Raw genomic sequence first — 13541 nt, 5'->3', positions numbered from 1 at the left:
AACGATGAAAATTAGCGACGGAAACTGGCTGACGCAGCCTGGCCTGAATTTAACTCACCCGATTCAGGTATTCGAGGTTGAGCAACAGGGTAACGAGATGATTGTCTACGTTGCGCCGCGCGATGTGCGTGAACGTACCTGGCAACTGGATACTCCACTCTTCACCCTGCGCTTTTTCTCGCCGCAGGAAGGCGTGGTGGGCGTGCGTATGGAACATTTCCAGGGCGCGTTGAATAACGGTCCGCACTATTCGCTGAACGTGCTGCAGGACGTCAACGTAGAGATACAAAACACCGCTGAATTTGCCGAACTGAAAAGCGGAAATTTGAGCGTGCGGGTCACTAAAGGTGAGTTCTGGTCGCTGGATTTCCTGCGTAACGGCGAACGTATTACCGGCAGCCAGCTGAAAAATAACGGCTACGTGCAGGACACCAACAGCGGGAAAAACTATATGTTTGAACGCCTGGATCTGGGCGTTGGCGAAACGGTGTACGGTCTGGGCGAGCGCTTTACTGCGCTGGTACGTAACGGCCAGACGGTGGAAACATGGAACCGCGATGGCGGCACCAGTACCGAGCAGTCTTACAAGAACATCCCGTTTTATCTCACCAACCGTGGTTACGGCGTGCTGGTAAACCATCCGCAGTGCGTGTCGTTTGAAATCGGCTCTGAGAAAGTGTCAAAAGTGCAGTTCAGCGTTGAAAGCGAGTATCTGGAATATTTCGTCATCGACGGCCCTACGCCGAAAGCGGTGCTGGATCGCTATACCCGCTTTACCGGCCGTCCGGCACTGCCGCCAGCCTGGTCATTCGGTTTGTGGCTGACTACATCGTTCACCACTAATTACGATGAAGCGACGGTGAACAGTTTTATCGACGGGATGGCCGAGCGCAATCTGCCGCTGCACGTCTTCCATTTCGACTGCTTCTGGATGAAAGCCTTCCAGTGGTGCGACTTTGAGTGGGATCCGGTGACCTTCCCTGACCCGGAAGGTATGATCCGCCGCCTGAAAGAGAAAGGGCTGAAGGTCTGCGTATGGATAAACCCCTATATCGGCCAGAAATCCCCGCTGTTCAATGAACTGAAAGATAAAGGTTATCTGCTCAAGCGCCCGGACGGCTCCCTGTGGCAATGGGATAAATGGCAGCCGGGCCTGGCGATTTATGACTTTACCAATCCTGAAGCCTGCGAGTGGTATGCCAACAAGCTGAAAGGTCTGGTGGATATCGGCGTTGACTGCTTCAAAACTGACTTTGGCGAACGCATTCCTACTGACGTTAAGTGGTTTGACGGTGCCGATCCGCAGAAAATGCACAACCATTATGCGTACATCTACAACGAACTGGTATGGAACGTGCTGAAAGAGACCGTCGGTGAAGAAGAGGCAGTGCTGTTCGCCCGTTCGGCCTCGGTCGGCGCGCAGCAGTTTCCGGTGCACTGGGGCGGCGACTGCTACGCCAACTATGAATCGATGGCCGAAAGCCTGCGTGGTGGGTTGTCCATCGGCCTGTCCGGCTTTGGCTTCTGGAGTCACGATATTGGCGGCTTTGAGAATACCGCCCCGGCGCACGTCTACAAGCGCTGGTGTGCGTTCGGGTTGCTCTCCAGCCACAGCCGCCTGCACGGTAGTAAATCCTACCGTGTGCCATGGGCGTACGATGATGAATCCTGCGACGTGGTACGCTACTTCACTGAGCAGAAATGCCGCATGATGCCATACCTGTATCGCGAAGCGGCGCGCGCCAATGAACTCGGAACGCCGATGATGCGCGCAATGATGCTGGAGTTCCCGGACGATCCGGCATGTGATTATCTCGACCGCCAGTACATGCTGGGCGATAGCGTGATGGTTGCGCCGGTGTTTAGCGAGGCGGGTGATGTGCAGTTCTATCTGCCGGAAGGACGCTGGACGCATCTGTGGCGTAACGACGAGGTGGTGGGCAGCCGTTGGCATAAGCAGCAGCATGACTTCCTGAGTCTGCCGGTTTATGTGCGCGACAATACACTGCTGGCGCTGGGCTGCAATAACCAGAAGCCGGACTACGCCTGGCACGAAGGGACGGCGTTCCAGCTGTTCCATCTGCAGGAGGGTCGGGAGGCGATTTGTGAAGTCCCGGCGGCTGACGGTTCGGTTATCTTCACGCTGAAGGCGACGCGCACGGGTAATACCATCACCGTGCAAGGAAGTGGCGAAGCGCGTAACTGGACGCTGTGTCTGCGTAATATTACGCAGGTTAGCGGCGTGAAGGGCGGCTCATCTGTGGGCAGTGAGTGGGGAACGGTAGTCACGCCGGATGCGGATGTGCTGACGATTATCCTGTAAGTAAATCTCAACGTGGGCTGGATGGCGATGCAATGCGTTTTATCCGGCCCACGCTGCGAGCAGCATTCCAGATCTGAAAATCCAAAACATCCTGAATTAAATTTTTATCTCCCCATATTTGCGAGCGATATCACTCTGAATCCCACGAAAAATGTGATCTGCGCCGTAAATATCTCACTATTTCCCGTTTTTGTCTTATTTCTGTCCGGAATACAGGACACGATTTAGTATTGTTGGCGCATCGTAGTCCTCTTATATTTATCATCACGGATTACACGTGGAGCATCAATGCTTCTTTATAACCTAAATAATTCGAGTTGCAGGAAGGCGGCGACGCAGCGAATCCCCTGAACGTACATAAGTACGTGACTGGGGTGAGCGAGGAAAGCCAACGCACATGCAGCTTGAAGTATGACGGGTATAGATATTTAATCTGGTATGTAATAAGGGTAAATAATGCAAATGATTACCTCGCGACAAAACAGATTATTAAAATTTCTTCTGCCTAAGAAGGAATATGTCACGCTGCTGAAAATTGCCGAGTATTTATCTGTTTCAGAGAAAACTGTGCAGCGCGATCTGCGCTTACTGGAACCATGGTTATCAGAATGGAAAATAGCCATCGATAAACGTGCTGGTGCTGGGGTGATATTAAGTGCCGATAATATTACCGACCTTTTATATATGGACCAGTTATTAGGAACTGAGGGTGATGATGTTGACGGCATGATGAATAATTCACGGCGAGTCAAGATAGCTTCACAATTATTAAGCGAAACGCCGCATGAAACGTCGATCAGTAAATTATCCGAACGTTATTTCATTAGTAGCGCATCGATTGTTAACGATCTGAAAGTAATTGAATCCTGGATTACCCCGTTGGGCCTGTTGTTGATTCGTAGTCAGAGCGGCACGCACATTGAAGGCAGCGAGAGCGGTGTGCGCCAGGCGATGGCATCGCTGATTAACGGTGTGATTAACCATAATGAACCCGGCAGCGTGATTTATTCACGCCTGGATCCGGGCAGTTATAAAGCGTTAGTGCATTACTTTGGCGAAGAAGACGTTTTATTTGTCCAGACGTTATTGCAGGAAATGGAGAACGACCTGTGCTGGTCGCTCGGCGAGCCTTATTACGTCAATATCTTTACCCATATTCTGATCATGATGTACCGCATCACGCGGGGCAATGCGCTTCCGAGAAAAGAAGAGAGCATCACTACCTGTGATGAGAACATATTTTCCATTGCCAGTCGCATGATTCAGCATATCGAAAAACGCATTGCCCACCCGCTGCCGGAAGACGAAGTCTGGTTTATATATCAATACATTATCTCCTCGGGTGTGGTGATTGAAGAGCATAATGACGTGAGTGTGATTGGCCATATGCACTCCAGCGACGAAGCGCGTTTGATTACCCATCGGTTGATTGCCACCTTCGCCGAGATGGTCGACAGCGATCTTAGCCAGGACACGGCGCTGTATGACGGATTGCTGATCCACATTAAGCCGCTGATTAACCGACTGAACTACCAGATCCGCATTCGTAATCCGCTGCTGGAGGATATCAAAGGCGAGTTGCAGGACGTGTGGCGTCTGACCCAGTGTGCGGTGAATCGGGTGTTTAGCGGTTGGGGCGAGCGGGCCGTGTCGGAAGATGAAGTGGGATATTTAACCGTGCATTTTCAGGCCGCAATGGAGCGTCAGATAGCGCGTAAACGCGTACTACTGGTCTGTTCAACGGGTATCGGCACTTCTCACTTACTCAAAAGCCGTATTCTGCGCGCCTTTCCGGACTGGACTATCGTCGGCGTGGTGTCGGCAGGCAGCCTGCCCTCTGTACTGACGGACGATATTGAACTGGTGGTATCGACGATTAATTTACCCGCGGTTGCCATGCCGGTCGTGTATGTCACTGCCTTCTTCAATGATGCGGATATTAAGCGGGTAACAGAAATGGTTATTACGGAAAAATTACATCGGGCGACGTCGCTTGTCGTTGAAAATTAATGTCTGAACTCCATGAGGTATGATTGATGGACATCACGAAAATACTCAATACAAATCGCGTTATTTTGGACATGAAGGCTACAAGCAAAACGGAGGCTATTGAGGAACTGACGGATATTCTGCAAAAAGATGGAGCAATTAGCTGTCGTGAAACGTTTATTCAGGATGTCTGGCAACGTGAGTCAGAAGGTTCGACCGGCTTCGAAAACCATATTGCGATCCCGCACGGGAAATCCTCGGCGGTGGTCAATACCACGCTGGCGATTGGGCGTACCCGCCAGGATATTCCCTGGGAAACCCTGGATGGCAGTAACGTGCGCTGCATTATTCTGTTTGCCGTACGTCTTGAAGATCAAAACACCACCCATATTCGTCTGCTTTCGCAGGTTGCTGGCGCGTTGGCAGATGACGACATTATTGAACAACTATTAGTTGAAAGTAGTCCACAGAAAATTATTGAGCTTTTTAGCCAATATGCTGAATCCAATGTCTGCTAAATAAAATGTGGAGCATGTTATGAATATTGTTTGTGTTGCCGCCTGTACGGCGGGTATTGCGCACACCTATATTGCCCGTGAGAAGTTAATTAAAGGTGCTAAAGCGCTTGGTCATAATATAAAGGTTGAAACCCAGGGCACCATTGGCACAGAAAACGAACTGCTGACAGAGGATATTTCTGCGGCTGATGTCGTGATTCTTGCCGTCGATGTAAAAATAAAAGGGGAGGAGCGATTTTCAAACAAACGCATTGTGCGAGTAAAAACTGAAATCGTCATAAAATCGCCCATTCAGTTTCTTGAAAAGGTCGAAAAATCATTAGTTAATAATAACCAGTAGCGATCCTCATTCTGGAGGGGTTTCACATGAGTGAAAATAAAATTCCGCTATCTCAGGAAATAAAAAAACATTTATTAACGGGAATTTCGTGGATGATCCCGTTAATTGTCGCCGCCGGGATCTGTATTGCTCTCGGGCAAATACTTGGCGGCACTAACGTCGGTGAAAAAACAGGAACCATTCCCTGGATGCTCAACCAGATTGGCGGCTGGGGGATGGGGTTAATCGTACCGCTGATTAGTGCGGCGATTGCGTACTCCATTGCTGACCGTCCGGGATTCGCGCCGGGCCTGATTGTCGGCTTCGTCTGCGGAGAAATTCATACCGGTTTTATCGGTGGGATGCTGGGCGGATTTCTGGTCGGTTATACCGTCCTGTTGCTCAAGCGCTATATCCGTTTGCCGCAGTCGATGCAGGGGTTGATGCCCATTATGGTGCTGCCGGTACTGAGTACCGTCATTGGCGGCCTGTTGATGATGACGCTGATTGGCAAGCCGATTGCCTGGCTGCAGGACGCGTTGATTCATCTGCTGGAGTCCATGCAGGGCGGATCCCGCTTTCTGATGGGCGCTATCCTCGGTGCGATGGCGACATTCGACTTCGGTGGGCCGGTGAATAAAACCATGTCGCTGTTTGCTGACGGCATGCTGGTCAGCGGCGTGTACGGTCCGGAAGCGGTGAAGTTTGTTGGTTCGATGATCCCTCCATTTGGCATTACGCTCTCTTTCCTGCTGACGCGTCACAAGTACACCCGTGCGGAACGTGAGGCGCTGAAGGCCGCATTCCCGATGGGGATCTGCATGATTACCGAAGGGGTTATTCCGATTGCGGCGCGCGACCTGCTGCGCGTGGTGGGCTCCTGCGTGGTGGCCTCGGCGATTGCGGGTGGCCTGATTATGGTGTGGGGTGTCGAAAGCCCGGTACCGCACGGCGGCATGTTTGTGGTTCCGCTCTTTACGCATCCGCTGCTGTTTTGCCTGGCGCTGGGGATCGGTACGGTGATTTGTGGCGTCATGCTGTCGCTGTGGAAGAAACCGGTAACCGAGCGTGATGAAGAGTTTGACGAACTCAGCGATCAAAAGCTGAAAGACGAAGAAATCACCTTCACCCTGGAATAACCGGAGGCCGTATGTTTGCCGATATGAAAAGCATGGTGACCAAAGCCTGGCGCGAGCAGTACGCGCTGCTGGCCATCAACTGTATGAACCTGGAAAGCGCCCGCGCAGCGGTGCGAGTGGCGGAGAAACACCGTGCGCCCATCATTCTGAATTTGTATCAGGGGCATCTGGAGCATTTTCCGGCCCCGATAGCGGCAGCGGTGGTCAAAACGCTGGCAGAGGAAGCCTCGGTTCCGGTCGCGCTGGCGCTGGATCATGGAAAGGATCCTGTACGCATTCGCCAGGCTTTTCGCGCCGGATTCAGCGGCTTAATGATCGACGCCTCCGCCTTTGCGCTGGAGGAGAACATTCGCCAGACCCGGGCGGTGGTTGAGCTTGCCGCCAGCGTTTCTCTGTGCGTGGAAGGCGAGCTGGGCCATCTGGCCGATGCTCCGTGCTATGACCACGCCGCTAACGCTGATTTGATGACCCAGGCCGCCGACGTGGAACCCTTTATCCAACAGACCGGGATCGATTTGCTGGCGGTGTCGGTGGGTACGGCACACGGCATGTACGCGCCGGGTATCACTCCTGCTATTGATTTCCAGCGGCTGGAGGAAATAGCCCGGTTATCAACGGTGCCGCTGGCGCTGCATGGCGGCAGCGGGACGCCGTTTGACCAGCTACAGCGCTGTCCGACGTTTGGTGTCGCCAAGATAAACGTTGGTGCGGCGGTTTTCGAAGCCGGAAAGGCTGCGCTATTGCATACCCTGTGTCGCGACACATCCGGTGAACTCGTTGATGCCCTGGCCCTGATGGAACAGGCCTGCGAGGAAGCCATTATTCCGTACCTGCAGGCCAGCGGCGCTATCGGCAAAGCCTGATTCATTTTCTGTAACGCCTTCTATGCCTCTGCGATGACGCACTGGCAGGGCTTTCTACACCCTGAAACTGGAGAATTAACATGTTAGTTTCGATGAAAGAATTACTGCAACCTACCCGTCAGCACGGTTTTGCCATCGGCGCATTCAACGTGGCGGACAGCTGCTTTGTACGCGCAGTAGTGGAAGAAGCGGAGGCGACCAACACCCCGGCGATTATCTCCATTCACCCCAGCGAACATGATTTTGTCGGCGATGCGTTTTTTAGCTACGTCCGTGATATCACCCTGCGTAGCCCGGTTCCCTTTACTCTGCATCTGGACCATGGCGCTTCGGTTGAGCATGTCCTGCGGGCGATTCAGTGTGGGTTTACCTCGGTGATGATTGATGGCTCGCTGCTACCATATGAAGAGAACGTGGCGCTGACCCGCGAAGTGGTCAAACTGGCGCATGCGGTAGGTGTTTCGGTGGAAGGGGAGTTGGGAACGATTGGCCAGACCGGGACGTCAGTGGAAGGCGGCGTGTCGAAAGTTACTTATACCGATCCTGCTCAGGCAGAGGATTTTATCGCCCGAACGGGTGCAGACACGCTGGCGGTGGCGATTGGAACCGCGCACGGGATCTACCCGAAAGGGATGCAGCCAGAGCTGCAAATGAACATCCTGCGCGATATCGCCGGACGTGTGGATATTCCGCTGGTGCTGCACGGTGGTTCCGCGAACCCGGATGCGGAAATTGCCGAATCCGTGACGCTGGGCGTTGGCAAAATCAACATTTCCAGCGATATGAAATACGCCTACTTCCAGAAAGTCCGCGAAATCCTGGCGAAAGAAACCTGGTGGGACCCGAACGTAATCTATCCGGAAGCCATTAGCGCCGCGCGGGACGTGATCCGCCACAAAATGAAACTGTTCGGTTCAACCGGCAAAGCATCACTTTACTAACGGCATGCAGGCGGGGCGACCCGCCTCTTTCGCAACAAGGAAAAGTGGAATGAAGCGTTCACACATTAATTATGCCGTCGATAAAGCGCATGCCATCGCTGAGACTTTTCGGGTCTGTCTGCCTGATTTCGCGTATTTTACGGTCGATGCCTGGCGGCAACAGGATCAAACTCTGTGGCGTGAAGTGCGCGATCTCCAGTTGGGCTGGGATATTACCGACTTCGGGCACGGAGATTTTGCGCAAACGGGGCTGACGTTACTAACGTTGCGCAATGGTCTGATGGGGTCAGCGGATTACCCCAAACCGTATGCCGAAAAGATGCTGCAAATTCAGCAGGATCAGCAAACGCCATGGCATTTTCATCGCCATAAAATGGAAGATATCGTTAATCGCGGCGGCGGTGATTTATGTATGCAGCTGGCGTGGGCCACGCCTGATGATGAGTATGATGCCCGACGCGTTGTTGAGGTTAGCGTGGATGGTCAGCGGCGTACAATTAACGCTGGCGAGACGCTGGTATTGAAACCGGGACAAGGAGTGTGTCTGCCGCCGCGCTTGTATCATCGCTTTTGGGCGGAGAAGGCGTTTGTGCTGGGCTGGGAAATCTCGATGGTCAATGACGACCAGCATGACAACCACTTTCTGGAACCTGGCGGTCGCTTCCCGGTGATTGAAGAAGACGAGCCGGTGAAATGGCTGCTGTGCAGTGAATATATTCGCTTATGAGCGTGAGTAGGCCCGGTAAGCGAAGCGCCACCGGGCAATAAATCATTGTGCAGGTGGTGGTGCAGTGACTTCACTCCCCGAAACCACGCCCGCCTGCATGGTTTGCGTTACCTGCTGTTTCTCCACGTTCACCGCATGCAACTGACCGTTGACCGTTGGCTTGAGAGGCGCATCGGCCTGAATATTGCCGCTGGCGGTAAGCTGGATGTTGCCATCGCCGGAAAGCGGCAGTGCGGGCCAGCCCCACTGCTGCAGGATCGTCATTGGCACGCCGCGCCCGTTCAGGCTGACCTGCGTCTGGCGCTGAGGTAGCTGCGAAATGCTGGCAGTGGCCTCCAGCAGTCCTTTTTCCGTATAGGCGCTCAGTTCGCTGATATTGATGGTGCTGCTGTTTGCCGTTAGCGCCAGAGAAGGACGACGCACATCCGTACGGTTAAAGGTGGCTGCGGCAGCGTTGAGGGTGGCGCTCCCGCTCCAGATCCCCCACTGATTGTTCTGTACCAGCCCGAGGTTAGCGCCGTAGCCGTCCAGCGCGGTGAGCTGCCACGGGAAATTGGGGTCGATATCTATCACCAGATTGCGGCTGGCGCTGAATTTCTTCAGCGTCAGGCTGTTTAGCCACGCTGGCAGGGGTTTCATCCACAGCTGCTTCCAGTTTTCCGGCAGCGTGTATTCCAGACCAGCAATAGCGGCATCGTCAAGGACCAGCGCTTTGTTGCTGCGCATCCAGTTTCCGGATGTTCTGACCATACCGCCTTCCCAGCGGGTGGTGAACTGGCGCAGCGCAATGCCCTGCGGTGAGAACTCGGCGTTCAGAATCGGATCGAAGAAGTGCAGAGAGCCGTAAATAAACTCGCTGGCATTCATCGACAGTTTGCCTTCCTGAGTTTGCCAGTCGTCCTTACTGAAGGTCATGTTGCGCAAGCTCAGATCGAGATCCGTCACCGCCCAGTCGGGGCCTTGCAGACGGGCATCCGTCACTTCCAGACGACCAATTTGCAGGGAAGGAATAGTGCTTAACGGGGCAAAAAAGTCGGCCAGCGATTTGTCGCTTTGCAGCCGGATATCGTTCAGGCGCAGATTCTCCACAACCCAGCTCCCGTCGGCATTGCGTTGCGCTACGCCGGTTAATGCCCCACGCGCCACGTCAGCGCCAATATTGCTTAGCGTCACCCGGTCATGGTCGATGCTGCCTTCAATCAAGACGTTGGTAGTTGGAACATCGTTGAGCGTCAACGAACTGGCGCTGAGCTGAATTTGCGCTTTGCTCCCGAGAATTTTACCTGCCTCAGGGCTCCAGGGAATGACGCCGCCGTTAACGCGCTGGGCGCTGAGATTCCACTCGCTGCCGGGGCTGTTAAGCGCCATATCCTGCAATTGCAGGCGATCGGCCTGGAACGGTAGCGGCGCGGTTTGCTGGGAAAGATTCAGTGTGCCGTTTTGCAACAAAATGGTGTCTACGTGCAGCGGGTCGGTGATTTGGCGGCTACTCAGCCCAATATCGACCGTTTTAGCGACCAGCGTTGCGGGCTGACCATCCCGGCCAAAGGTGACGTTTTCCAGCAGAATATGGGAAGGGGAGGAAAACCGGTGATCGATGGCATCAAACGCCAGATGGTAGCTGCTGTTCTCCGAAACCCAGGCGCTGACGTGCTCTGCCCCCCAGCGGGTTTGCAGTAGAAAATAAAGGCCGAGAATCGCCACTGCAAGGGCGATCAGCACGTAAAGAAGCAGCTTTCCAATAAATTTCATGGTCTTCCATCCCGCGAAGTGCACATAGTCAAGTTATGCACGATTTAGGCGCAATGCTCAAGGCGGGAATGGTGAAAGAGCGTTACAGCGGCGTTGATTCAGAACCAACGCCGCATTTTGCTTATTGCTTTTCTGGCGGGAATACCAGATTCAGAACGATTGCGGTAATACCGCCAGCGGCGATACCGGAAGAGAGCAGGTTTTTCACCCAATCCGGGGCGAACTGGAGAATCAGCGGCTGCTGGGAAACACCCAGACCAACGGCCAGCGACAGCGCGATAATCAGAATCGCGCGGCGGTTCAACGGCTCGCGGGACACGATACGCACACCGGATGCTGCGATAGTACCGAACATCACCAGCGTTGCGCCGCCCAGTACCGGCTCAGGAATATGCTGTACAAAACCGCTGACTGCCGGGAACAGGCCCAGCGCGATCAACATCAGCGCCACCACAAAACCAACGTAGCGGCTGGCAACGCCTGTTAACTGAATAACCCCATTGTTCTGGCCAAAACAGGAGTTCGGGAAGGTGTTGAACACGGCGGAAACAAACGAGTTCAGACCGTTCGCCAGCACGCCGCCTTTCAGGCGCTTCATATACAGCGGACCAGAAACCGGCTGCTCGGAGACATCAGAGGTGGCCGTAATATCGCCGATGGTTTCCAGTGACGTGATCATAAAGACCAGCATCAGCGGCAGTAGTAAACTCCAGTCGATGCCCAAGCCATAATACAGCGGCGTTGGCACCATCAGCAGGTCCTGACTTACCGGTGCGGTATTTTGCGGCAGCATGTCCATAAACCAGGCCAGCAGATAGCCTGCCGCCATCGCAATCACCAATGACGCAACGCGCAGGTACGGGTTGCGTTGACGGTTAAGCAGGATGATTAGCGCCAGCACCACGCCTGCCAACAGTAAATTCTTCGGCGCACCAAAGGTGTTGTCGCTCATTGCGGCATAGCCACCGCCAATCGATGTCAGACCTACCTGAATCAGCGACAGGCCGATAATCATCACCACCACCCCTGAGACCAGCGGAGTAATAATACGACGCGCCAGGTGCAGGACACGCGAGATAACCATCTCGGTGCAGCTTGCCAGCATCAGCGTACCGAACAGCGCCGCCATCATGGTTGGGACATCTGCGCCACCGGTTTTTAGCGCCGTACCGCCCATAATCAGTGGCGCAACAAAGTTAAAGCTGGTGCCCTGAATGGATAGCAGCCCTGAGCCGACCGGCCCCCAGGCTTTGATCTGAATGATAGAAGCCACGCCGGAGGCGAACAGCGACATACTGATAATGTGTTGAGTATCCTGAGCCGGTAAACCAAGCGCCTGGCAAATTAACAGAGCAGGGGTGATCACCGCGACGAACATGGCCAGCAGATGCTGGCAGGCGGCAAACAGGGTCTGGGCTAACGGGGGGCGATCTTCAAGACGGTAAATCAGTTCACTGTTGTGAGTCTGCGCAACCGGTTGCGCATTTGTTGACTCTACGGCGTTAACGGACATCAGAGGCAATCCCATGGTGGAAAAGCGGTGATTTTATCTGACCAGGGCAGAAAAGCAAACGTTTGCTAGCAGGTATTCTTAATATTTAAAACGGATAAACAAACATTTTTATATAACTTTTCATCATTTTCTGCTTAAAATCCACTCCGAAAACTCAATAAGAGCTAAAAATCGGTCTGGAATGCATCGTGCGTGATTGTGCTAAACGCACTAATGGAGCTGTAAATGTTTTATCTCGATACGTTATCAACGCTGGTTGCGGCAACCCTTGTGTTGCTGCTGGGACGTAAGCTCGTCCAGTCTGTTTCCTTTCTGAAAAAATACACCATTCCCGAACCTGTTGCAGGCGGATTGCTGGTGGCGATTGCGCTGCTGGTGCTGAAAAAAAGCATGGGTTGGGAAGTGAACTTCGATATGACCCTGCGCGATCCGCTGATGCTGGCCTTTTTCGCCACTATCGGTCTGAACGCCAATATCGCCAGTCTGCGTGCTGGTGGCCGCGTGGTGGGTATCTTTCTGATTGTGGTTGTTGGCTTGTTGCTGATGCAAAACGCCATCGGTATTGGTATGGCGACCCTGCTGGGTCTGGACCCGCTGATGGGTCTGATCGCTGGCTCGATCACCCTCTCTGGTGGACACGGAACCGGGGCCGCGTGGAGCAAGCTGTTTATTGAACGTTATGGCTTCACCAATGCAACTGAAGTGGCAATGGCTTGCGCAACGTTTGGTCTGGTGCTGGGCGGGCTGATTGGCGGCCCGGTGGCACGCTATCTGGTCAAACACTCCACCACACCAGACGGTATGCCGGACGATCAGGCCGTGCCGACCGCATTTGAAAAGCCGGACGTTGGGCGCATGATCACCTCGCTGGTGCTGATTGAAACCATTGCTCTGATCGCTATCTGTCTGACGGTGGGTAAAATCGTTGCGCAAATGCTGGTTGGAACAGTGCTGGAATTGCCGACCTTCGTCTGCGTGCTGTTTGTTGGGGTGATCCTCAGTAACGGTCTGGCGCTACTGGGCTTTTATCGGGTGTTCGAACGTGCAGTTTCGGTGCTGGGTAACGTAAGTCTGTCGCTGTTCCTGGCGATGGCGCTGATGAGTCTGAAGCTGTGGGAACTGGCTTCACTGGCCTTGCCGATGCTGGCAATCCTGGTTGTGCAGACTATTTTCATGGCGCTGTACGCGATATTCGTCACCTGGCGCATGATGGGTAAGAACTACGATGCCGCCGTGCTGGCTGCCGGACACTGCGGTTTTGGCCTCGGCGCGACGCCGACGGCGATTGCCAACATGCAGGCGATTACCGAACGTTTTGGACCATCCCATATGGCGTTTCTGGTGGTGCCGATGGTGGGGGCGTTCTTTATCGATATCGTCAACGCGCTGGTGATTAAGCTGTATCTGCTGTTACCGATTTTTGCGCAATAACGGCTGTGCGGCGGGGTAACGTCCGC

11 protein-coding genes are annotated in these 13541 nt (G+C 53.8%); 9 read left to right on the top strand and 2 right to left on the bottom strand.

Annotated elements, in window-relative coordinates; genetic code table 11:
* The first annotated feature begins 4 nt into the window (after window positions 1–4).
* The 8 genes from yicI to ACHHZ7_RS12720 all read left to right on the top strand — a co-directional run bounded on the left by yicI (window position 5) and on the right by ACHHZ7_RS12720 (window position 8819).
* Complete coding sequence (gene yicI, locus ACHHZ7_RS12755) at window positions 5–2323, top strand: alpha-xylosidase (protein WP_060682973.1); 2319 nt, start codon at window positions 5–7, stop codon at window positions 2321–2323.
* Between the two features lie 456 nt (window positions 2324–2779).
* Window positions 2780–4333, top strand: coding sequence for a transcription antiterminator (locus ACHHZ7_RS12750; protein WP_060682972.1), 1554 nt, complete (start codon window positions 2780–2782; stop codon window positions 4331–4333).
* Between the two features lie 26 nt (window positions 4334–4359).
* Entirely contained in the window at window positions 4360–4830 is a 471-nt protein-coding gene (locus tag ACHHZ7_RS12745; RefSeq protein WP_008786490.1) for a PTS sugar transporter subunit IIA, read from the top strand.
* Between the two features lie 19 nt (window positions 4831–4849).
* The gene (locus ACHHZ7_RS12740) at window positions 4850–5170 is read left to right on the top strand and encodes a PTS fructose transporter subunit IIB (RefSeq protein ID WP_003827230.1); all 321 of its coding nucleotides are present in this window, start codon (window positions 4850–4852) and stop codon (window positions 5168–5170) included.
* Between the two features lie 26 nt (window positions 5171–5196).
* Entirely contained in the window at window positions 5197–6288 is a 1092-nt protein-coding gene (locus tag ACHHZ7_RS12735; protein WP_003827232.1) for a PTS fructose transporter subunit IIC, read from the top strand.
* Between the two features lie 11 nt (window positions 6289–6299).
* The gene (locus ACHHZ7_RS12730) at window positions 6300–7151 is read left to right on the top strand and encodes a class II fructose-bisphosphate aldolase (protein WP_032945395.1); all 852 of its coding nucleotides are present in this window, start codon (window positions 6300–6302) and stop codon (window positions 7149–7151) included.
* 80 nt (window positions 7152–7231) lie between these two features.
* Window positions 7232–8092, top strand: coding sequence for a ketose-bisphosphate aldolase (locus tag ACHHZ7_RS12725; RefSeq protein ID WP_003024018.1), 861 nt, complete (start codon window positions 7232–7234; stop codon window positions 8090–8092).
* A gap of 49 nt (window positions 8093–8141) precedes the next feature.
* Window positions 8142–8819 (top strand): D-lyxose/D-mannose family sugar isomerase, encoded by a 678-nt coding sequence (locus tag ACHHZ7_RS12720; RefSeq protein ID WP_060682971.1) that lies wholly within the window; start codon window positions 8142–8144, stop codon window positions 8817–8819.
* A 42-nt stretch (window positions 8820–8861) separates the two neighbouring features.
* On the opposite strand, the gene ACHHZ7_RS12715 is transcribed toward ACHHZ7_RS12720, so the two are convergent.
* Together ACHHZ7_RS12715 and xanP are read right to left on the bottom strand one after the other, a co-directional pair.
* Entirely contained in the window at window positions 8862–10571 is a 1710-nt protein-coding gene (locus ACHHZ7_RS12715; RefSeq protein ID WP_048237020.1) for an AsmA family protein, read from the bottom strand.
* A 121-nt stretch (window positions 10572–10692) separates the two neighbouring features.
* Window positions 10693–12084: a xanthine/proton symporter XanP gene (gene xanP, locus ACHHZ7_RS12710; RefSeq protein ID WP_003024026.1), complete on the bottom strand. Its 1392-nt coding sequence runs from the start codon at window positions 12082–12084 to the stop codon at window positions 10693–10695.
* Window positions 12085–12309: 225 nt separating this feature from the next.
* On the opposite strand from xanP, the gene gltS reads away from it, so the two are divergent.
* The gene (gene gltS, locus ACHHZ7_RS12705) at window positions 12310–13515 is read left to right on the top strand and encodes a sodium/glutamate symporter (RefSeq protein ID WP_003024029.1); all 1206 of its coding nucleotides are present in this window, start codon (window positions 12310–12312) and stop codon (window positions 13513–13515) included.
* Window positions 13516–13541: the final 26 nt, after the last annotated feature.

It is taken from the genome of Citrobacter freundii complex sp. 2024EL-00216 (assembly GCF_043945515.1).
GTDB lineage: Bacteria > Pseudomonadota > Gammaproteobacteria > Enterobacterales > Enterobacteriaceae > Citrobacter > Citrobacter portucalensis.
This window is presented reverse-complemented; position numbering and strand designations above follow the sequence as displayed.